Raw genomic sequence first — 19,997 nt, 5'->3', positions numbered from 1 at the left:
ACGGCTACCTCCTAGTGAGTCGAGAGTTGAGACGGTCGACCTGTTCGTCCAGTGAATCGGTCAGCACTGCGGCTTCGTCGACCGTCAGTCGATCGCATGCCGATCCCCAATGCAGCGCCACCGTTTCCCCCTCCTCGATGTCCTTATCGAAGAGTGCGGTCACGGTCTGCCGCCGCACCGTCGAGAATCGGACTGCCGAGTGATCGCGGACCAGTTCACGTCCTTCGACCACCAGGCGGTCACCCTCGACCGCCAATACGTCTGCCGGTCGCACACAACACGAATTCAGCACGTGCAGGGGTTCCGGCCGGCCGGTGGACAGCAGCCGCGACCACGGGTACACGCCGAGAACGTGGAAGGCATGGCTCGGGGCGGCCTCGGAGGCGAGCGAATCGTCCAGATATTGCCAGTACGCCCCCGCACGCGGACCGATCACCGACAGCAGTTGCTTCCAGAAGACGCTCCGGTCGATCGCTGCGACCTCGGTGTTGCCGGTCCAGTATCCGCGGACCACCTCGACGTCGAGGGGGTCACGCCCCAGCATGTCGCCGATGATCTCCTGGTAGACCCACGCTCCGGAGAACTGCATCGCGAGCGGGCGGACACGGGCTCGTACCGCACGCCCCTGGGCAACCTCGGCGAGCGTTCTCGCCCCGGCAGGTCCGCAGTAGCCCAGCTCGTTGGGCGAGTACGCGTACCGGCAGAAGAGTCGCTCGCCCTCCGGGTGAGCAGCGGCTTCGTTCGCGGTCATCGGACCCCGCCGGCCATCACCTCGACGGTCTCCCGGCGCAAACGGCCGAAGCTGTAGTAGGCGGCACACGCTCCCTCGGGCGAGACCATGCACGTGCCGATCGGGGTTTCGGGGGTGCACGCGGTGCCGAGCACCTTGCATTCCCACGGCTTGATCTGCCCGGTCAGCACACTCCCGCATTCGCAGGCCGGCGGATCGGCGACGCGTTTGCCCGGCATGGCGAAACGAAGCTCCGCGTCGAATGCTGCGTAAGCCGGCGCGAGGCCGTACGCCGAATGCTCGATCCAGCCCAGCCCGCGCCATTCGAAGCTCGGCCGGACGGCAAACACCTCGGCGAGCAGGCCCAGCGCTGCCGGGTTCCCCTCCGGGCGGACAACGCGAGAATACTGGTTCTCCACCTCTGTACGGCCCTCAGCGGACTGGCGCAGCAGCATTTCGACCGACTGCAGGATGTCCAGCGGTTCAAACCCCGCAACCACCACCGGTCGCCCGAACTCGCGGGGAATGAAGTCGAACTGACCAGAGCCGGTCACGGTGGCGACGTGGCCCGGGCCAATCAGACCGTCAATGGTCATCTCGCCGGCACCGAGGAGCGTCCGCAGCGGGGGCTCGATGAGCACGTGGTTACAGAACACCGAGAAGTTCTCCACTCCCAGGGCCTGCGCGCGAGCAATGGTCACGGCCGTCGACGGCGCCGTGGTCTCGAATCCGACGGCAAAGAACACCACCTGCTTATCCGGGTTGTCCAGAGCCACCTTGAGAGCGTCGAGCGGAGAGTAGACGAAGCGCACATCGGCACCATTCGCCTGTGCCTGGAGGAGGCTGCCTTCGGTGCCAGGTACCCGCATCATGTCGCCGAAGGTCAGAAAGATGACGCCGGGCTGCTTCGCCAACTCGACGGCGTCGTCGATCCGGCCCATCGGGATCACGCAGACCGGGCAGCCGGGACCATGGATGAACTGCACCGATTCCGGCAGCAGGTGCTCGAGCCCGTGCCGGTAGATGGTATGGGTGTGACCGCCACACACTTCCATGAAGTGGTGGACCCGATCGTCGGCTTCGGTCAGCTTCTCGATCGCCGACAGCAGCGATCTGGCCGCTTGCGGATCACGGAACTCGTCAACAAATCTCATGACTGCACCTCACACGATTTCGGTTGCTCTGAAGGCGTCGAGTTCGTCGCTGTAGACGTTGCCTCCCAAGCGCTTGATCTGTTCGAGCGTGGCCGTCGCCTCATCCTCATCGATCTTGCTCATCGCAAAACCGACGTGGACCAGCACCCAGTCACCGGCTTCGAGCCCCTCGTCAGCCAACAGCCGGATCGAGATGATGCGGGTGACGCCCCCCACCTGCACCTTCGCCAGATACTCGGCCGGATCGGCGATGTCGACTACCTCGCCGGGAATTCCCAGACACATTTCCTGACTCCTCGTCTCACTCAACAGATCCGCGGCAGTGCGTCGCCGACCAGCATGTCCACTAACCGGGTGCCGCCGAACCCATTGCGCACGGCCACCAGCCCGGGAAGGTCATCGCGTACCTCGCCGACGACGGCGGCCTCCCGCGCGCCCGCTGCCTGCAGGGCCGCCACAGCCGGGCCGACCGCTTCGGCAGCCACAATCGCTGCAAAGCAGCCCTCGTTCGCGACATAGAGCGGATCGATGCCGAGCATGTCACACGCGCTACGCACGGTCGGCCGCACCGGCAGTGCTTCCTCCTTGAGCAGCACTCCCAGCCCGGATACCTGCGCGAACTCGTTGGCCACCGTGCCGAGGCCGCCGCGGGTCGCGTCACGCATCCAGCGAATCTCGTCGGTGACGGCATAGAGGGCCTCGACCAGCCCGTTCACCGGCGCCGAGTCTGATCGGATATCGGCTTCGAGCGCGAGATTCCCGCGAGCGAGCATCACCGCCATCCCGTGATCGCCCAGCGGGCCCGACAGCACCAACCGGTCGCCTGGACGCACCTGCGCCGCACCGAGCGTCCGGCCGTCCGGAATCGCACCGATCCCCGACGTGGTGATGTAGAGCTTGTCCGCGGCGCCGCGAGGAACCACTTTGGTATCTCCGGTAACGATCGTGACTCCAGCCTGACGCGCCGCGGCCGCCATATCGGCCACGACCTGTCGCAGGGTGGCGACCGACAGCCCCTCTTCGAGCACGAAGGCCGCCGACAGCCAGGCCGGCCGAGCCCCCGACACGCTCAGGTCGTTGACCGTTCCGTTGACGGCCAGATCCCCGATCGAGCCGCCGGGAAACCGGATCGGGCTCACCACATACGAATCGGTGGAGAACGCCAGCCGGCCCGCGCCCACCGCCAACGTGGCCCCGTCCGTCAGTTCTCCGGCCGCCGGTTCGCCGAAGGCCTCGACGAACACCGCGTCGACTAGGGCGGCCGATGCTTTGCCCCCGGCACCGTGGGCCATCGTGATGAACTCGTCGGTCAGCCGTGGCCGCCGTCGGCGGAATCCCTCTATCCGGGCGAGCACCTCTTCCTCGGAGGAGTTGAGCCGGTTCTTACCCCGTCCGGACAGCGCCTGCTGCTTCGTCATTGATTCTCCTCCACTGGTGGTTCCACGATCCGGGCGATCGCGCCACCGGCGTGCACAAGCACGAGGTCACCGATGGCGATGTCGCCGACGAGCATGACGTCGACCTCTTCCACGCCATCGGCCGTACGAACGACCGCCGGTAGGTAGGGGCCGCCCGACAGCGCGATAACCTCACCGAGGCGTCCCTCATCGCTGCAGGTCACGCAGACCTCATCGGTGCAGTCGACGGACGACGGCGCCATCGTCGCCTCGTCTGCACTCAGTTCCCGGGCGCCGCGTATGAGATCCGACAGCGCGGCACTCGGGTCGTCGGTCGGGATGCAGAGCGCTAGACCGGCTTCCGGCGGGTTACCCCTTCCCAACCACACCGCGCCGACGCCCCACGCCGGCGCCCGCCGCAGAACCCGATCGCGCGTCGCGGGGCGAGAGCCGAAGTCACCGCACACGATGATCGTGTCGCCCGGGCGGACCTGGTCGCGCAGGGCACGTTCGGCCGCCTCCCGCCCAACGAGGTGAACGTCGGCAAGTCCGATCGAGGGAGCGCCCGCCACATAGATGTCGGCGCCGGCCGCCATCGAGCGCGCCACCAGCTTCGCCGCCGACCGGAGGTTCTCACTCAATGTAGTTCTCACGGTGCGGGCTCCGGTGCGAGAGGGTGTTCGGCCGAGCCGTCATCGGCCGGTGCGCCGTCGGCTGTAACCAACAACCCGGCGGCGGTGATGCTCTCCATCACCATCTCGACGTTCTCCGGCGGCACCCGCGTCAGCGCAAATCCAGCGTGCACGATCACGAAGTCACCGACGGTCAGCTCGGGCAAGAAGGCGAGACTGATCTTGCGCCGCTCACCAGCAAAGTCGGCCACCGCAAACGGGGCCGCGCCCTCCTCCCATCGCTGCACTATCTCTCCCGGTATCGCTAGGCACATCGCGCTTCTCCCTTCCCCGACAGCAGCAGGTGACCGGCGACGGCCTGCCCCAGGCTCAGACCGCCGTCGTTGGCCGGGACCACCCGGTGGGTGAGCACCGGCACCTCGGGCAGACGGCGGCGCAGTTCAGACATGAGCAGGCCGACCAGAATCCGGTTCTGAAACACTCCCCCGGTCAACCCCACCGCCTGCGCACCGTCAAGATGGTCGACGACCGCGCGGACGATGAGGTGAACGAAGCCGATGTGGAACCGGCGTGCCAGACAAGCCACCGGTTCACCGGCGTTCCGACGGGCCAGCAAGTCGGAGATCAACGCCGGCACATCCAGATCGCCATCCACTCGATGATTGAGCTGCGCACAGCGGCGCGCGGCGCACTCCAGTTCCATGGCCGCCTGCGCCTCGAAGCTGACCGTATGGCGGATACCGAGCAGTGACGCCACAGCGTCGAAGAGTCGTCCTGCGCTCGTTGTAGGGACCGTAGCAATGCCGGTACGCAGTTGCCCCCGCACAACGGCGAGCTCTGCGGGGTCGGCCGCGACCGCCGATGGGCCCGCCTCGTCCGCGCACCCGCACGCTGCCAGCAACGCTACTGCCGACTTCCACGGCTTGGATACCGCGCTGTCACCGCCGGGCAGTGCGAACTCGGGCAGGTGCCAGACCCGCTCGGCGTGCGAGCCCTCAACGCGCAGCAGTTCACCGCCCCAGATGGTGCCGTCACCGCCATATCCGGTGCCGTCCAGAACCAGGCACAGGACCGACCGGCCGACGGCACCATGCTCAGCGAGCAGGCTCAGCGCATGCGCGTGGTGATGCTGAACATGCAGCACCGGGGTCCCCGACTCCGCGCCCCGACGCTGCGCCCAGGCCGTCGCGTGATAACCGGGATGCGCATCGGCCACCAGGAGGGCCGGCGCACACCGGTGGGCGGCGACCAGTTGGTCGACGCTGCGCTCGAAGGCTCCCTGTGCAGCCAGCGAGCCCATATCTCCGATATGCGCACTCACGAACGCCATCCGGTCGCGGGTCAGGGTGAAGGTGCTTTTCAGTTCCCCGCCGACGGCCAAGACGCTGGGCCCCGCCGAGGATGTCAGCGCGATCGGCAACGGCGCGAATCCGCGGCTGCGGCGGATCGGCAGCACGCAGTCGTCATCCGCGAGCAGCACCGAGTCCTCGACGGGAACGTGAATGTCACGATCATTCAGCAGGAAGGCGTCGGCGATACCACCGAGTGCCTCCAGCACCGACTCGTTGCGATAGCAGAGCGGCTCACCGCTGCGGTTTGCGCTCGTGGCCACCACGACCTCGTCATCCTTCACGAGCAAAGCGTGGACCGGTGCCGAGGGCAGCATCACGCCGATCTGGTCCAGCCCGGGGGCCACCGCCGGGGCCAGGCCACTGCCCGCGCGCAGGGGCGCCAATACGATGGGCCGCTGCGGACTGGCCAGCTCGCGCTGGTGCTCGTCGCCGAGATCCGCGAATCGGGCCGCAGCGCTCACGTCCGCAGTCATCACCGCAAAGGGTTTAGCCGGCCTGCGCTTGCGCGTTCGCAGCCGTTCGACGGCGACGTCATCGCGGGCGTTGCACATGAGCATGAAGCCGCCGAGGCCCTTCACCGCGACGACGCCGCCGTCGGCGAGGATGCGGCGCGCCTGTTCGATCGCCTCATCCCACTGCGCGACCTCACCGTCGGCCGTCTCCAACCAGAGCCGGGGCCCACACGCGAAACAGCTCGTCGGCTCCGCGTGGAATCGCCGATTGGTCGGATCGTCGTACTCCGCGGCACACTCGGCGCACATGGCGAAACGGGCGAGCGTGGTCGAGGCCCTGTCGTACGGCAGATCTACGATGATGGCGAACCGGGGGCCGCAGTTTGTGCAGTTGATCAGCGGATACCCGTAGCGGCGATCGCCCGGGTCGGCCATCTCCCGCAGGCAGTCCTCGCAGACGGCGATATCCGGCGGAACAAGGGTCAATGCCCCCGGCGCGGATCGACTGGCGACGATCCGGAAGCCCTCATCGTCGTCGATCACCGGAACTTGTTCCTCGTCGCGGGAGACGATGCGCGCAAGTGGCGGCAAGTCCGAGACCACCGCATCGAGAAAGCACTCGACCTCCCGGGCTTCGCCCTGTGCCTCGATGAAGACCGATTCGTCGTCGTTGCCGCAGAATCCGGTAACCCGGTAGCGGCTCGCGATCCGGGCTACGTGCGGACGGAATCCGACGCCCTGGACAACGCCGCGCAGCGCGGACCGACGACGAAGTCGCATTCGGCTACCCTGCTGTCCCACAGGCACACGAACCCCCACCGGAGCAGCCGCAGGCATGCCCGGCCGATTGGCGCGGCCGTAGCAACGACTCGAGTGAGAAAAATGTCCCGGCGGTGGTCGGCGCCGCGGGGTCCGCGGTCGGTGGCGTCGCTGTCGCGCTCGCAGACTGCGCGGGGTCCGGCAGTCGGATGATCCCGTGCATTCCCAGCAGGAAACGTACGCTGGGATCGTCCACGAGCTCGAACAGCAGTTCCTTTCCCCGCTCATCGGCACGCAACCGTCGGACCATGGTGGTCAGCGCCGAGCGCGAAAGCGCGTCCAATGCCAGCGCGAAGTCCTGGGCGACGGCCCGCTGCTCGTCGGGTAGCTCTGCGATATTCGCGATCGCCTGGTCAAGACGTGCGCCCCACTCGGTCAACTGGTCGCCGGTCTCCGTCCCCGCCGTCAGTGTCATTTTTCTCGTCCTCCTCGATGAAAAGCGCCTCGTCAGGAGACGAGCTCGCTCAACTGTCCGGTCATCTCCCGCACCATCTGCGCCGAGTCCTCGTCGCCCTGGGCCGCGAACAGATAGGCCGCTTCTTCCAGCCGGGCGGTGGCATCGGGCAGGAGACCGAGGTGACCAAGCGCGTTTCCCTGGTTGGCCAGTACGCGCGCCCGGCCCAACGGGTCCTTCTTGGCCGTGCGCGTCCGCAGCACCTGCTCATACAGGTCGACCGCCTCCATGATGTTGTCGCGCTGCCTGCCGCTGGGCGCGTAGACGAGCGCATTGGCGAGATTCAGTCGGGCACTCGCCCACTCTTCGGCATCGTTATCGCGGTCGAGCAGCCGCACGGCGGTGCGCAGCGATTGCACCGCGACACCGGCGCGGAGCTGATCGTCGGCGCTGAGCATCGGTTGGGCGAGTATCGCGATACCCAGGTTCATGTGAACTCGGGCGAACAGTGGACGGTCCTCACGCTCATTGATCAGGCGCAGAGCCGCGGTGTATCCGCTGATCGCCTGGCCGATCGGCCGGCGCCCGTCGATGGCGAGACCGTGCACCAGACCGGCATGCTGGTAGAGCGCCTCGGCGTACTGCGATGTCAGGTCGGTGTCCTTCAGTAGTGCGACCGCCTCTTCGGCGGCGGCCAGCGAATGCGCCCGGGCCGCCACTTCGCTGAGGATGACACCGGCGAAAGCCGGGTGCACGCCGCGCGCGTCCTCGGCTGCTCGAACCAAATGGCCGATCGCCGCCTGCGAATCTCCCTCGTCTAGGCACGCCGCCGCCTCCGCGGTGGCCAGGAGGGCCGCGATCTCGTCGACCTCGGCCGAGGGCGACGGTGGCACGCTAGTCAGACCTGCCGTGAATGCCACATAGTCGACCAGCGGTCGCCATTGTTCGCCCAGTGCGGCAGCCACCTCTTCGCGGGTGATGCGATCGGGAGCCAGCACGAAGAGATTGAAACGGCCGACAGGCGAGCGATCGGCGGCGAAAACGCCGATCGCCTCCTCGATCCGTCCGGCGTGGACAAGGCGCTGCCCCTCGAGCGACTCAGGCCAGTCCTGCGGCCGGCGGCCGGCGAGCAGGGAGCAGCGGACCGGTTCGCTGTCTTCTCCGGCGATCAGCAGCAGTCCGGCTGGCAGCGTGAACGCCCCGAGCGGCTGTGGACGAACGATGTCAAGCATGCGCGGGTCCCTCCGGGTTCGCTATCAGAAGTCGGCGACGAGCACCCTGCCATGTCGCGGGGAATTCGCCGACGGGATGATCGTCACCCCAGACCTCGCGGATCAGGATCGAGCGTTCGCCCGCCAGAGTGCGTTGTTTCATGATCAGCGCCGCAGGCGCATACACCGAGGCCGGGAACAGCATAAAGCCCTGCTCTGTCCGCAACCCCGTGCAACGGTCGTGCGGAAAGTGCGTTCGACAGAACTCCGGCGGCAAGCGTAGGTATCCGGCGGCGGTCACCTCGGTCTCCACCACCTCATCGGCATGACGAGCCATCCTCACACCCCCAGCGCCTGCGCTTGCTCGATGACCAGTTCGCTCACGCGATCGACGGCACGGTCAACCGCATCGCTCAGCGGACGCCCGAACTCATAGGACTCACCCTCGATGAGATACACATCGATCTCGTCAGGCATCTGTGCCCCGAGCAGCCATCTGCCCACGGCGACCGCGTGGTCCCATCGAAAGTCGTGGCTGCCCAGCGAGCCGACCGGCGGCAACTCGGCAATCTCGGAGGCCGGCACCCGGTAGACGGTCCCGGCCTTTGCGCCGGTCGCTGCCGCATCCACGATCAGCACCCGATCGGCGTGACGCATCTCGAACGCGACGTTCATCCCGCTCGTCCCGCCGTCGGCTAACCGGACCTGCGATCCGAGCACCTCCCGCTCCCAAAGTCTCCGCACCAGAACCGGGCCGGCGGCATCATCGCCGCGCAGGATGTTGCCGCAACCGATCACCAGCAAGCGATGCCGCGGCCATTCCATGCCGTCGTCGAGCAGCTCAATCGGGGTTCGTTGCGCCATGTCACACCATGTTGTTGACAACGAATGACGACAACTCCTTGCCCGTCTTCCCGTCGTAGGCGTGAACGGTGCACACGAGGCACGAATCAAAGCTACGCGCCACATGCCCAAGCTCGACCGGGTCGTTCACATCGTACACAGGCGACCCGATGAGCGCCTTCTCGATAGGTCCCAGCACGGCCTCGGAGTCCCGCGGCCCGATGTTCCAGGTACTCGGCGTGATCACGTTGTAGTTGGCGATCTTGCCGTCCTCGATAACGACCCAATCCTGGAGCGCCCCCCGCGCCGCTTCAGTGGCCCCATAGCCACGGGCGTTCACCGGATCCTCGGGCTTGGTGTAGAAGGATCCGTGCAGGTCCAGTTTTCCCAGCCAGTCCATCACCAACTTGAAGTACTTCGGCCCCTCGTGCATCCTGGCAAGCTGCCGAACGAACACGCTCGGCCCCTTCTTCGCCATGATGTCGGTGAATAGCGGGTCGTAGTCCTGATGCTCTCCGGTCCTCGGCTTTCCCGCGATGATCCGGCGGGCCAGCGGTCCCGCCTCCAGCGGGAGCCGACCATGTCCGGGGACGGAGTACCGGGGGGCCTTGGCGAATGAGTACTTGCCGCTCTTGGCCCCGGCCTCCGGATCGATCGCATCCTGGGTCCCGTCGAACGGATGCACATTGTCGCCGCCCCGGTAGTACGAATGCGCAACGTCCTCGGACACCCGCGACTGGTCGAACTCGTAGTGCTCGCCCTGGACGTAGACCCCCGACCGGTTGATCAGCGCATCGTTTCGACCGTCGATCGTCGGGTTCTCATACAGGGAAGGCTCGAAGTATGTGCCGGCGGCGATGTAGTCACCCCAGCCCTGTCCGTAGGTGTCCAACCCGACATCGAGCGCGTAGCGAATGAAGAAGCCGCAGTCGGAGTTGCGCTGGCTGTCGTTTTCCTCGACCCAGGCCAGAACGTCCTCCCAGGTCTCGTTCTCTAGCCATCGGTCGATCGAACATCCCAGCCACTGCTTCTCGAGCCAGTTGTCCTTCCAGTGGTTCAAGATCGCATAGGAGCGCGTCACATCGGTCAGCGTCGGGGCGCCCATCACCCCACCGGGAATCATGAACGACGAGTGCGGCCACTGACCGCCAAAGATCGCGTACACCTCGACCGGCTTCTGGCTCAGCACCACGCCGGGCTGATAGCTCGTCCCCACGTATGCGGTGAAGCGACGGCACGCCTCGTCATACAGCGGCGACGACCGATACTTCTCGTGCGTCAGATCTACCGCGAAAAGGGCGTAGAAGTATCGGGGAATGGACTGCAACGTCTCACAGGCCTGCGCAATGTTGCGCACATAGGTCGCGCTGTGCGGCACGTGAGTCCCGAATGCCGTATCAAGGGCATAGCACGCCTTATACAGGTGGCTGCCGCCGCAGATCCCGCAGATTCGCGGGGTCATGATCAACCCTGCCCGGATATCCTTTCCGCGCAGGATCGTCTCGAAACCGCGAAACATCATGGCCTGCGTCCAGGCGTTGGTCACCACGCCGTCGGTGATCGTGACGCGAACGTCCAGGTCGCCCTCAACCCGCCCCATCGGGCTGACGTTCAGGTCGATCGAGGTGGTCGCATCGCTATCGGGGGAGATATCAGTACTCATTGAATCGGTGTTCCTCGCGCTATTGTCTAGGGCCGGTTAGACGACGAACATGTCCTCTTTCGACCATTGAGGGGCCGCGATGCGGGCTGCTGCGGCCATGGCTAGGTATGTCATATGGTCCTCACCGGGCGGCAGGTCCTTAGGAATCGCACCTGCGATCATCTGTGTCTTGAACACCGATCCCGGCGCCAGATCATTGAACGGGAACTCCGGTTCGGTGCATCCTAGGCACGGCATACCGGCACGGGTCTTGGACGACTGCCGATTCCAGAGGATCCGGTTGCAGGGCGCGTGGGTCATCGGACCGCGGCACCCGAACTCATAGAACAGGCAACCGGTCCGAGTGCCTTCACCGAACGTGAGGGTGGACTGCTTGAACTCGAAAAACGTATTGCGAGTGCAGCCATTGTGCACGAATCCGGTGAAGAAGGTCTGCGGGCGATGTAGATCGTCGAGCGCGATATCGCCGGCACGCCCGGTCGCCAGAGCCACGATCACCTGGGTGATCCAGTCCGGATGCGCGGGGCAGCCGGGGATGTTGATCACCGGCAGGCCGCTCGCGGCCTTCCAATCGGCACCCAGGAATCCTCCCTTGGTGCGGCGGTGAAACTGGACTCCCGTCGAATCACTCGGGTTCGGATCCGTGGCCGGCAGACCGCCGAAGCACGCACAATCGCCGATCGCGACCACGATCGAGGCGGCCGCGGCCAGATCGGTTACCCAGTCCTTCATCGGCCGATCGGCGAACATGTCGAAGCGGCCCGTGCCGTTGGGGCCCTCGATCACGGTGCCTTCGAAGACGAAGATGTCCAGCGCCGTCGCACCGGAGATACAGTCGTTGAAGATCTTCTTCGCGTTCTCGCCCAGCTCCAGACCAAGCGAGGGATGCCAGAGGATGTTCAGTCCGAAGTCGACGATGAGGTCGACCACACTAGGTTCATCCGCGTTGAGGAAGGACATCGTGTTTCCCGAGCACGCGCCACCCTGTAACCAGAGCACGTTCGCCATTTGCCGCCTGCCTATCGTTCCTGTTCCGTGCGCCGCGGATCCAGGCCCGCGCCGAGTTCTTTGAATACGCGAAGAGCAAAATCCATACCGCGCGAGGTATCCGGGTCCTTCAGAGCACTCAGAAGTTTGAACACTCCGAGCTTGCGGTCCGGCGAAGCAGCCAGGTCGCCGGCTGCTTTGCTGACGCCGTCGACGACCGCGCCGAGAGTATTGAGCAACTCCGGGTCAGCGGCCCGCTCGATCAAGCGCGCGCGGGCGAGGCTTTCCAGGACGCCCGAGTCGGCGACTTGAGTAGCGACCGGGACAGCTTGCTGGCCGAGCTTGATCAGTTTCTGCGCCGACTCGGCCTCAGTGGTGCCCGAGACCATTTCGGTCATCTCGATCAGGGATCCACGGATGTTCTCCAGGATGTGCTCGCTATTGCTGTAGAAGCCATCGAGAAGCACCAGCGTTCCCGAGAGCGTCGGCAGAACATCAAGGAGATCGAGCAGCGCTGCAACGGTCTTCGGATCGTCCAGGCGCTCCACGAGTGCATCGACATTGCTGTGTCGAAGCTGTTGCGACACTTGCACATCGTCGTCTTGCGGCAACATTACGACCCCTTCGACCTCGGCTTCTGGGAGTCGATCGTAGGAGGCCAGCTGAATGCGGTGCTATCGGTTGCGCGCAAGGACTATCGTGAACGCGAGTATCCCGTGGGGACGACAGCCCCTTGTCCCCAGGCGTATCACACACCAGGAGGTGTGTCAGCTGTGTCTGGCATTTTCCATCTCGAGGCGATCGATACCCGGCGCCTGGAGCACCCGCCGCTGCCCCGGCTGCGCCCCCGCGGAGTACCTCCGTCGCTCGCGGGACGCGAGGTCTTCCGCTCCGGTGATCCCGACGACGCGAGGGGGTTCCTCGCCCGGTTCCTCGGAGCGAATCAGCTCACAGTACAAACACGCGACGACGAGTTCGCGGCCGTGGCGAACCTCGCCGAACTGCGCGGGGTCGCCTTCGCACACATCGAGTTCGCCAGTTCGGTGACGGTGGAGATACCCTCCGCCGGCCCGGACGTGAGCGTGCTGGTCCATACCTTCGGCGAGTCGGCGACGACGGTGGACGACCACCACTTCACCATCGACTCCACGCACGGCATGGTGACCTCTCCCGGCCGCCGCGTCCGCATTCACTTCGCAGCGCCGGGTTCGCAGATGATCGTGCGAATCGATCGCGAGCGGATGAGCCGGACGCTGTCCCGGATGCTCGGGCGGCAGGTGACCGAGCCGATCGTCTTCGACCCCGAGTTCGATCTCACCGCACCGCGTACGGTCCGGTGGAGCATCGCCATGCAGCTGTTGAGCGCGGAGCTGATGACACCGGACTCGCTGCTGCAGTCCGGCGTCGGCGACAACGAGATCGAGAGCCTTCTAGCCTCCTCTCTCCTTCTGCTGCAGCCGCACAATTACAGCGGCCGGGTCACCCCACGTCCGGGGCGTAAAAGCGTGGTGCGCGCGTGTATGGCGTATATCGAACAGCATCTAGCCGAACGAATGACCACCGCCGATGTCGCTGCTGCGGTGCACATCGGTCCTCGCAGCCTGCAGCAAGCCTTCCACGACGCGCTGGGAACCACGCCCACCGAGTACATCCGGCGTCGCCGACTGGAGCGGGTCCGCGACGAGCTACTCGGCGCGTCGGTCGGCGAAGGTGTGACGGTGACCGATACCGCAGCGGACTGGGGATTCACTCACCTCGGAGAGTTCTCCCGGGCATATAAGCAACGATACGGCGAGACCCCGTCGCAGACCCTGCGCGGCGAGTGAGGACGGCCGATGCACGAACTGTCGCTGTGCCGCTCGATCAGCGTGATCGCCGAACGCGCCGCCGCGGGACGCGAGGTGACGACCATTCATCTCGACGTCGGTGAACTACGGCAAGTGGTCCCCGAGACGCTGACCTACTGTTGGACCATTGTTCGGGAGGACACCGCGCTCGCGGACAGCGTCCTCTGCGTCAACCAGATCCCCGCCGTGATTGCGTGCGATGACTGCCAGGCGCAGACTCGGATGCGCGGCATACCAATCCTGGTGTGCGGCAGCTGCGGAAGCGGGCACGTCGCCGTTGTCACCGGCGAAGAGTTCCTGCTGCGATCACTTGATGTGAGAGGTTGATGATGGGGCGATTCCACCGGCACGATGGCACCGAGAGCGGACATACGCACGCGCACGCCGACGGCAGCGAACACAGCCATTGGCACCCCGGCGAGGGAGGGCATACTCACTCCGAGCAACTCGGCGACCATTCGGGGTACCAGACCGGCGGCGACAGGATCGACGTGCTGGAGCGGATCTTCGATGAGAACGACAATGCCGCGGCCGGGAATCGGTCACGTCTGGACGACGCGGGCGTGGTTGCGGTGAACCTGATGTCCTCGCCGGGCGCCGGGAAGACGACCGTTCTGGCCCGGACCCTGCAAGAGCTTGCCGAGACCGTCCGGGTGGGGGTCGTGGAGGGGGACATCGAGACCGCGATCGACGCCGATCGACTGCGTCCCTTCGCGGCGCAGATCTCGCTTCTCAATACCGGGGACGGCTTCGGCGGCGAGTGCCACCTCGACGCCCCGATGGTGGCGCGAGCACTCGATGCGCTCGATCTGGCCGCCCTCGATCTCCTCATGATCGAGAACGTCGGCAACCTCGTGTGCCCGGCTGAATTCGAGGTCGGTGCGCACCGGCGGGCAATGGTTTTCGCGGTCACCGAGGGTGAGGACAAGCCGCTCAAGTATCCGGTCATGTTTCGCAGCGTCGAGACCGTGCTGGTGAACAAGACCGACCTGCTACCCCATCTCGACTTCGACATCGAGCTGTTCGAGCGCAATCTGCGGGCCATCAATCCCCGAGCGCGGACGTTCTACGTCAGTGCGAAGTCCGGCGACGGATTCGACGACTGGCTGCAGTGGCTCCGCGGCGACGTCCTCGCGCCCGCCCGGTCCAACACCGCTGCCGCTTCGACTTCTCGACGGTAGCCGGTCGGCGTCCGCCATACCGGCAGGACCGACCGAGCCCCGGTGGTCGCCGTCGCGTGCCCTACGCTTCCACTCGTGGGAAACGTTCATCGTTGGAGGGGTTGATCGATGGCGACCATCACCGCCCGTCTCGACGACTTCCAGCGCCGGCACCCTAAGGCCGGGTACCCGCTGGCCGTCCTGTACAAGTTTTTCGACGATCAGGGCGGCTACCTGGCCGCCCTCATCACCTACTACGGGTTCGTCTCGCTGTTCCCGCTACTCCTGGTGTTCACGACCGTCCTCGGTATGCTCCTCGAGCACAACGAAGGCCTGCGCGATCGAATCGTCAGCTCGGTGCTGGAGCAGATCCCCGTGGTCGGTGAGCAACTGAGCGATCCGTCTGCGCTCAGCGGGGGCCCCGTCGCCGTGATCATCGGCCTGGCCGGCGCCCTCTATGGTGGGCTCGGCGTCGCCGTGGCCTCGCAGAACGCCATGAACGTGGTGTGGACGGTACCGCGCAACTGCCGCCCCAACCCGATCCTCGTCCGCGTGCGCGGCTTCGTTCTGCTCTTCACAGTCGGGCTGACCCTGGTACTGCTGGTGGGCGTGAGCATCGCCGTAACCGCGCTGCGCGTCGGCGGCGACGTCGGCTCACTGCTCACTCAGATCGGCTCCGCGCTGCTGATGCTGATCCTCTTCGTCTTCGCATTTCGATTCGGCACCGCACGCACGCTCACCGTGACCGACGTGCTACCCGGCGCCGTGGTCGCGGCGATCGGCTGGCAGGTACTGCAGCATTTCGGCGGGGTCTACATCGAACGCGTCATCGCCCGCACGCAGCAGATCAACGGGGTCTTCGCGGTGGTGCTCGGACTGCTGGCGTTCATCTACCTCGCGGCGATCCTGCTGGTGTTCTCCTTGGAGATCAACGCGGTCCGCGTGGACAAGCTGTATCCGCGCGCCGTGCTCACCGAGTTCACCGACGCCGTCGACCTGCAGCGCGGAGACATCCGCGCCTACACCCGATCGGCGCAGGCCCAACGTGCCAAGGGCTTCGAGATCATCGACGTTGCGTTCGACAACCCTCGCGAGCACCCGAGCAATGAGCCGGAGCGCGGCACCGCCGACCAGCCCACGAGCCCGCTAAGCACTCGGCCCCCGGAGCGATAGCGGCGCCGACCAGCGCCGATCGGCCCGGACGCGCGTCTCGTCACCAACGTCGTCGGACCCGGCGGCGACACGGAACAGCCAGGCTTCCCGTCCGACGACCCGCCGGTGGAGAATACTGATCGGTATGCGCACGGACTCCCCCGCCGCCGGTTCCCCCGCTGGGGAGCCGAATGCGGCGACGTGGTCCGACCTCGCACCGTGGCTGGCCAGCCGCGGCACCGACCCTGAGTTCTTCTGGATCGACGACGACCCCACCATCGCCGACGGCCAAGTCCGGCGGGCGCACAGCGACCTCATCGCTGTTCTGATCATCGAGACGCTGCCGGAGGTCGCGCTGGGCGACCTGCTGCCGTTGCTGCCCGGCGGCGTGGACCTGATCCCCGATCCCGACCTGCCGACCCGCGCGGCCAATTGGCTGCTGTCGTCATCGATCTTTACCACCGACCGGATCCGGCCGGTCACCGCCGCCGAGATTCTCGACAGCCGGGGCATGGGAACCGGTTCGGTGACACCGCTACTCAGCAAGCTGGTTGACCTGTCGGTCGAGGCCGCCGGACGGCCCTCCACCGGCCCGGACGACCCGGTCGCCGCTCTGCTCGACGACCTGGCAATCATCGCCCGCTGGCACGTGGTGGCCGGACAGCGGCGCACGCCCCTGCTGGCGAGCTTGCCCGACCACGCGCCGACCATCGTGCACGACGCCCGGCGCCGTCTCGATCAGCTGACCGGCGACGACCTCGCGCTCACCGGCGACCAACCCGAGGGCGTCGCCGCCCAGCTCGACACGCGCATCGGCGAACTCGCCGAACGCGATCGCGTGGTGTTCGCCGAGCGCCGCCTGACCCGGCCGCGCATCCGGCTGGAGTCGCTCGGCGAACGCTTCGGCGTCTCCCGGGAACGCGTGCGGCAGTACGAGGCCCGCGCCCTCGATGAGCTGTACGACTGGATGGAGAACAGCACCGAAGCGCAGTTCATGCTGGCCGCGGCGCTGCGCGCCATCGGCACCGTCCGCCCGCTCGACGAGCTCCTCGCCACCCTGCCGGCGATCGGCGAGACGGTCCCGGTCACCGGGGCGCCGCTGTGGCGGGTGCTCACCGGGATCGGTGTGCCCTTCCAGATCGACGACGGCTGGGCCGCCACCCCGACGCTCGACGCCGCGCGGGAGACGACCCGGACGATCCTCGAGGAACACGCCGATCGGTACGGCGTCGTCCGGCTCGATGCGCTCGACGCGGTGACCGGCGCGGCCGGGACCCCCACCCCGTCGTGGTACGCCGACTGGGCGGGCGCGGCCGGCTACGCGGTGTACCGCGGCCACATCCTGACGCGGACGTCGTCGGTGGAGGACTACGCCGCCGCGATCCTGCGGATCCACGCCGCGCCGATGACCCCCGAGGAACTGGTCGCCGAATTCCATGTCGAGCGGTCGGTCCGCTCGCTGGTGAACCAGATGACCGGCGACGATCGCTTCCAGCGCGTCAGCCGCACGCAGTGGGGCCTGAGCGAGTGGGGCGGCGACGGATACGAGAGTATCCGGGTCGCCATCGCCCGGCGGCTCACCGAATCCGGTGGCAGCGCACCCCTCGCCGACCTGGTCGACGCCCTCGCCGTCGCCTACGACGTGAAGGCGGCGTCGATCGTCGCCTACGCCGCCGCCCCGCCGTTCCGCACGGAGGCGGGCATCGTCACGGCCGCCGCGGATGCCGCGGCGCCGCGGAAGTCGCCCGCGCAGACCCGGTCGCTGTATCGCGTGGGCGACGCCTGGAAACTGCGGGTCGCGGTGAATCGCGAACACCTGCGCGGCAGCGGCGCTCCGCTGCCGGTCGCGATGGCGACGGCGTTGGGTCTTGCGCACGGCGAGGTCCGGCACCTCGACTCCGCCGACGGCGAGCAGTCGGTGTCGTGGACCGCGCTGCAACCGACCATCGGCAGCGTCCGCCGTTTCGTCACCACCCTCGGCCTGGACGAATCCGCCGAGATGCTGCTCGTCTTCACCGACGACGGCCGCTTCGAGGTGGAGCCGGTCCGCGCGGCGACGGACCCGATGCACGACGCCCTCGCCCGGATCGGCGCCCCGGCCACCGACGACGCCGCGGTCGCCCTCGCCGCGCTCGCCGTCGCCGCCGGGCTGCCCCCGGACACCGCCGCGGCAGCGGTCGCCGAGGCCTACGCCGCGCGCGGCGAGACCGACATCGCCGCCCTGCTGACCGGCACCGATCGGCCGTGACCCGAGTCTCGTCTTTCGCACATCAGTTCGGTATCATGTGTTCTCGACGATCCCGATGACCTGCCCCGACAGAGAGGACCGGCCATGCCCCCGCGACGCCGCCCGGCCGCCGACTCGCTGACTGCCGAGAATCTGTCCGCCCTGGCCGTGGCCGTCGCCGAAGGCCGCCGCGCCACCGTGTACCTGCGCGAAGGCACACCGAGCCTGGGCCTGGCGCCCGGCGCCTCCGCGCGGGTGATCTCGGTGGACGGCACCACCGTCGTGGTCCGGCCCCGCGGCGTGGACGACGAACTCCCCTACGAGGCCGAGGAACTCCGGATGACGAAGAACGCCCCCGAACCCCCGCCGACGAAGCCGCGGCGGACAGCGAAGACCGCGGCGGCGCCCGCCACCGCACCCGCCCCGGCGCCGGAGCCGAAAGCTCCGGCCTCGCCGGCCACACCGACCTCGCCGAAGCGGGCTCCCGCCGCCAAACGCGCCGCGGCCCGGGCGTCGTCGGTCAAGTCGGTGACCGTCACGATCTACGGCTCACCCGAGAACGAGTGGTCGGTCCTGGTGACGCGCGGAGCGCGCAAGCCTCAGCGTTCCCGGCCGCTGGCCCCCGAAGCGGTGGATGCCGCCGTCCGCGAACTCGGCGACGAGACCGCCGCGGGTGCGGTCACCGCACTGCTGCACGCCGCCCGCGAGGAGGCTCAGCGCCGCGTGGAAGAACTCAGCCGAGAACTCGAGGCCGCCCGCCGGGCCCTCGCCGCCCTGGACCAACCGCAGCCCTGATCGTTCCGCCAGCATCCATTCAGGGGCTTGGCGGGTCCTGAGCATGCGTGGCGGAGCGAAGCGGAGATACGCGGTCGAAGGGTCGACTCGCCCCGGACTCACTTCGTTCGCCGGGGCGGCTCAGCCGGCGTGCCGGGCGAGACCGTGCCGAAGGCAAGCGACCCGATCGGGAACGTCGCACCGAAACGACCCCGGCCGCGTCTCGACGTCACTAGGGTCGGGAAACATGAGCCCGCGCAACGGTTCTTCCGATCCGCGTGGCGACGGCGTCGTCGTCCGCGTCCTGGTGTATTCCGACGACGCCGGGACCCGGCAGCAGGTGCGGACGGCCCTCGGCACCCGGCTGCATCCCGACCTGCCCGAACTCGAGTACGTGGAAGTCGCGACCGCGCCGATGGTGCTGCGCGAGTTCGACACCGGGACCGTCGATCTGGCGATCCTCGACGGCGAGGCCGCGCCCGTGGGCGGCCTCGGGCTCGCCAAGCAACTGCGCGACGAATACTCGCCGTGCCCGCCGCTGCTGGTGCTGATCGCGCGGGCCGCGGACCGGTGGCTGGCCGATTGGTCGCGCGCCGATGCGAGCGCGTCGTCGCCCGTCGACCCGATCGAACTCCCCCGCATCGTCACCGGCCTCCTGTCGCGGCGCGCCACCACGCAATAGCCGGAGAATCCCCCACGGCGGCGCCACCCGTGACTAGTGTGTGTTTTACATCACAAGGGTGGCCATCGCTCCTCCCCGTCACCCCAGACCGGAGCGAAAGACCTTGCAGCACAAGGAGGCTGAGGCAGGTGAACGCGTACGCGCCGATTCTGGTCCTCGGCGGCATCGCACTCGCCTTCGCCGTGGTCTCGGTGGTGATCGCGTCGATCGTCGGACCGCGCCGCCGCAACCGCGCGAAGCTCGAAGCGTACGAATGCGGCATAGAACCCCTTCCGCCCACGGCCGGCCTGGTGCAGCGGTTCCCGGTGAAGTACTACCTGACGGCGATGCTGTTCATCATCTTCGACATCGAGATCGTCTTCCTCTACCCGTGGGCGGTCGCCGCCGACAGCCTCGGCTGGTTCGGGCTGATCGCCGTCGCCCTGTTCATCGTCAACGTCTCGGTCGCCTACGCCTACGAGTGGCGCCGCGGAGGGCTGAGCTGGGACTGACACGCACGCGGTGAGTCGATCACGAACAGC

At 67.1% G+C, this 19,997-nt stretch carries 22 protein-coding genes; 8 read left to right on the top strand and 14 right to left on the bottom strand.

The window, feature by feature from the left end; genetic code table 11:
* Positions 1-4 precede the first annotated feature (4 nt).
* From MYK68_RS07900 to MYK68_RS07835, 14 genes are read right to left on the bottom strand one after another with little or no spacing between them, the layout of a single operon-like run.
* Positions 5-751 (bottom strand): DUF6390 family protein, encoded by a 747-nt coding sequence (locus MYK68_RS07900; protein ID WP_247867381.1) that lies wholly within the window; start codon positions 749-751, stop codon positions 5-7.
* On the bottom strand, positions 748-1,884 hold the full coding sequence (hypD, locus tag MYK68_RS07895; protein WP_247867380.1) for a hydrogenase formation protein HypD: 1,137 nt from the start codon (positions 1,882-1,884) through the stop codon (positions 748-750). Before hypD ends, MYK68_RS07900 begins: the two co-directional genes overlap by 4 nt.
* 9 nt (positions 1,885-1,893) lie before the next feature.
* Positions 1,894-2,169, bottom strand: a complete 276-nt coding sequence (locus MYK68_RS07890) for a HypC/HybG/HupF family hydrogenase formation chaperone (RefSeq protein ID WP_247867379.1) — start codon at positions 2,167-2,169, stop codon at positions 1,894-1,896.
* Positions 2,170-2,189: 20 nt separating this feature from the next.
* On the bottom strand, positions 2,190-3,302 hold the full coding sequence (gene hypE, locus MYK68_RS07885; RefSeq protein ID WP_247867378.1) for a hydrogenase expression/formation protein HypE: 1,113 nt from the start codon (positions 3,300-3,302) through the stop codon (positions 2,190-2,192).
* Positions 3,299-3,889 (bottom strand): HypC/HybG/HupF family hydrogenase formation chaperone, encoded by a 591-nt coding sequence (locus MYK68_RS07880; protein WP_247867377.1) that lies wholly within the window; start codon positions 3,887-3,889, stop codon positions 3,299-3,301. Before MYK68_RS07880 ends, hypE begins: the two co-directional genes overlap by 4 nt.
* A 41-nt stretch (positions 3,890-3,930) precedes the next feature.
* Positions 3,931-4,200, bottom strand: coding sequence for a HypC/HybG/HupF family hydrogenase formation chaperone (locus tag MYK68_RS07875; protein ID WP_247867376.1), 270 nt, complete (start codon positions 4,198-4,200; stop codon positions 3,931-3,933).
* A 17-nt stretch (positions 4,201-4,217) separates the two neighbouring features.
* A complete protein-coding gene (gene hypF, locus MYK68_RS07870) occupies positions 4,218-6,497 on the bottom strand; it encodes a carbamoyltransferase HypF (protein WP_247867375.1) in 2,280 nt (759 codons plus the stop codon).
* A gap of 4 nt (positions 6,498-6,501) precedes the next feature.
* On the bottom strand, positions 6,502-6,951 hold the full coding sequence (locus tag MYK68_RS07865; RefSeq protein WP_247867371.1) for a NifU-related iron-sulfur-binding protein: 450 nt from the start codon (positions 6,949-6,951) through the stop codon (positions 6,502-6,504).
* 32 nt (positions 6,952-6,983) lie between these two features.
* Entirely contained in the window at positions 6,984-8,162 is a 1,179-nt protein-coding gene (locus tag MYK68_RS07860) for a hypothetical protein (RefSeq protein ID WP_247867369.1), read from the bottom strand.
* On the bottom strand, positions 8,155-8,478 hold the full coding sequence (locus tag MYK68_RS07855) for a hypothetical protein (protein WP_247867367.1): 324 nt from the start codon (positions 8,476-8,478) through the stop codon (positions 8,155-8,157). Before MYK68_RS07855 ends, MYK68_RS07860 begins: the two co-directional genes overlap by 8 nt.
* Positions 8,479-8,480: 2 nt before the next feature.
* Complete coding sequence (locus MYK68_RS07850) at positions 8,481-9,005, bottom strand: hydrogenase maturation protease (RefSeq protein ID WP_247867365.1); 525 nt, start codon at positions 9,003-9,005, stop codon at positions 8,481-8,483.
* A gap of 1 nt (position 9,006) precedes the next feature.
* Positions 9,007-10,647 (bottom strand): nickel-dependent hydrogenase large subunit, encoded by a 1,641-nt coding sequence (locus tag MYK68_RS07845; protein ID WP_247867363.1) that lies wholly within the window; start codon positions 10,645-10,647, stop codon positions 9,007-9,009.
* A 36-nt stretch (positions 10,648-10,683) separates the two neighbouring features.
* Positions 10,684-11,655: an NADH-quinone oxidoreductase subunit B family protein gene (locus MYK68_RS07840; RefSeq protein ID WP_247867362.1), complete on the bottom strand. Its 972-nt coding sequence runs from the start codon at positions 11,653-11,655 to the stop codon at positions 10,684-10,686.
* An 11-nt stretch (positions 11,656-11,666) separates the two neighbouring features.
* Entirely contained in the window at positions 11,667-12,248 is a 582-nt protein-coding gene (locus MYK68_RS07835; protein WP_247867360.1) for a DUF1641 domain-containing protein, read from the bottom strand.
* A 159-nt stretch (positions 12,249-12,407) separates the two neighbouring features.
* Here MYK68_RS07835 and MYK68_RS07830 point away from each other — a divergent pair, with 159 nt between their 5' ends.
* The 8 genes from MYK68_RS07830 (at position 12,408) to MYK68_RS07795 (ending at position 19,967) form a co-directional block, all read left to right on the top strand.
* Positions 12,408-13,460 carry an AraC family transcriptional regulator gene (locus tag MYK68_RS07830; protein ID WP_247867353.1) on the top strand — a complete coding sequence of 351 codons (1,053 nt, stop codon included), beginning with the start codon at positions 12,408-12,410 and terminating at the stop codon, positions 13,458-13,460.
* 9 nt (positions 13,461-13,469) lie between these two features.
* Complete coding sequence (locus MYK68_RS07825; RefSeq protein ID WP_247867351.1) at positions 13,470-13,808, top strand: hydrogenase maturation nickel metallochaperone HypA; 339 nt, start codon at positions 13,470-13,472, stop codon at positions 13,806-13,808.
* Between the two features lie 2 nt (positions 13,809-13,810).
* Complete coding sequence (gene hypB / locus MYK68_RS07820; RefSeq protein ID WP_247867969.1) at positions 13,811-14,662, top strand: hydrogenase nickel incorporation protein HypB; 852 nt, start codon at positions 13,811-13,813, stop codon at positions 14,660-14,662.
* Between the two features lie 108 nt (positions 14,663-14,770).
* Entirely contained in the window at positions 14,771-15,814 is a 1,044-nt protein-coding gene (locus MYK68_RS07815) for a YihY/virulence factor BrkB family protein (RefSeq protein ID WP_247867350.1), read from the top strand.
* Between the two features lie 124 nt (positions 15,815-15,938).
* A complete protein-coding gene (locus MYK68_RS07810; protein ID WP_247867349.1) occupies positions 15,939-18,041 on the top strand; it encodes a sigma factor-like helix-turn-helix DNA-binding protein in 2,103 nt (700 codons plus the stop codon).
* Positions 18,042-18,125: 84 nt separating this feature from the next.
* Entirely contained in the window at positions 18,126-18,815 is a 690-nt protein-coding gene (locus tag MYK68_RS07805) for a DUF6319 family protein (protein WP_247867347.1), read from the top strand.
* A 226-nt stretch (positions 18,816-19,041) separates the two neighbouring features.
* The gene (locus tag MYK68_RS07800; protein ID WP_247867345.1) at positions 19,042-19,476 is read left to right on the top strand and encodes a DNA-binding transcriptional response regulator; all 435 of its coding nucleotides are present in this window, start codon (positions 19,042-19,044) and stop codon (positions 19,474-19,476) included.
* Between the two features lie 128 nt (positions 19,477-19,604).
* On the top strand, positions 19,605-19,967 hold the full coding sequence (locus MYK68_RS07795; protein WP_247867344.1) for an NADH-quinone oxidoreductase subunit A: 363 nt from the start codon (positions 19,605-19,607) through the stop codon (positions 19,965-19,967).
* Positions 19,968-19,997 lie beyond the last annotated feature (30 nt).

Source organism: Gordonia sp. PP30 (assembly GCF_023100845.1).
GTDB lineage: Bacteria > Actinomycetota > Actinomycetes > Mycobacteriales > Mycobacteriaceae > Gordonia.
This window is presented reverse-complemented; position numbering and strand designations above follow the sequence as displayed.

Excerpts from the sequence above, each read along its gene's own strand:
- MYK68_RS07900 (WP_247867381.1), bottom strand. The coding sequence starts at position 751 with ATGACCGCGAACGAAGCCGCTGCTCACCCGGAGGGCGAGCGACTCTTC.
- hypD (WP_247867380.1), bottom strand. The coding sequence starts at position 1,884 with ATGAGATTTGTTGACGAGTTCCGTGATCCGCAAGCGGCCAGATCGCTG.
- MYK68_RS07890 (WP_247867379.1), bottom strand. The coding sequence starts at position 2,169 with ATGTGTCTGGGAATTCCCGGCGAGGTAGTCGACATCGCCGATCCGGCC.
- hypE (WP_247867378.1), bottom strand. The coding sequence starts at position 3,302 with ATGACGAAGCAGCAGGCGCTGTCCGGACGGGGTAAGAACCGGCTCAAC.
- hypF (WP_247867375.1), bottom strand. The coding sequence starts at position 6,497 with ATGCGACTTCGTCGTCGGTCCGCGCTGCGCGGCGTTGTCCAGGGCGTC.
- MYK68_RS07865 (WP_247867371.1), bottom strand. The coding sequence starts at position 6,951 with ATGACACTGACGGCGGGGACGGAGACCGGCGACCAGTTGACCGAGTGG.
- MYK68_RS07860 (WP_247867369.1), bottom strand. The coding sequence starts at position 8,162 with ATGCTTGACATCGTTCGTCCACAGCCGCTCGGGGCGTTCACGCTGCCA.
- MYK68_RS07855 (WP_247867367.1), bottom strand. The coding sequence starts at position 8,478 with ATGGCTCGTCATGCCGATGAGGTGGTGGAGACCGAGGTGACCGCCGCC.
- MYK68_RS07850 (WP_247867365.1), bottom strand. The coding sequence starts at position 9,005 with ATGGCGCAACGAACCCCGATTGAGCTGCTCGACGACGGCATGGAATGG.
- MYK68_RS07845 (WP_247867363.1), bottom strand. The coding sequence starts at position 10,647 with ATGAGTACTGATATCTCCCCCGATAGCGATGCGACCACCTCGATCGAC.
- MYK68_RS07840 (WP_247867362.1), bottom strand. The coding sequence starts at position 11,655 with ATGGCGAACGTGCTCTGGTTACAGGGTGGCGCGTGCTCGGGAAACACG.
- MYK68_RS07835 (WP_247867360.1), bottom strand. The coding sequence starts at position 12,248 with ATGTTGCCGCAAGACGACGATGTGCAAGTGTCGCAACAGCTTCGACAC.
- MYK68_RS07825 (WP_247867351.1), top strand. The coding sequence starts at position 13,470 with ATGCACGAACTGTCGCTGTGCCGCTCGATCAGCGTGATCGCCGAACGC.
- hypB (WP_247867969.1), top strand. The coding sequence starts at position 13,811 with ATGGGGCGATTCCACCGGCACGATGGCACCGAGAGCGGACATACGCAC.
- MYK68_RS07815 (WP_247867350.1), top strand. The coding sequence starts at position 14,771 with ATGGCGACCATCACCGCCCGTCTCGACGACTTCCAGCGCCGGCACCCT.
- MYK68_RS07810 (WP_247867349.1), top strand. The coding sequence starts at position 15,939 with ATGCGCACGGACTCCCCCGCCGCCGGTTCCCCCGCTGGGGAGCCGAAT.
- MYK68_RS07805 (WP_247867347.1), top strand. The coding sequence starts at position 18,126 with ATGCCCCCGCGACGCCGCCCGGCCGCCGACTCGCTGACTGCCGAGAAT.
- MYK68_RS07800 (WP_247867345.1), top strand. The coding sequence starts at position 19,042 with ATGAGCCCGCGCAACGGTTCTTCCGATCCGCGTGGCGACGGCGTCGTC.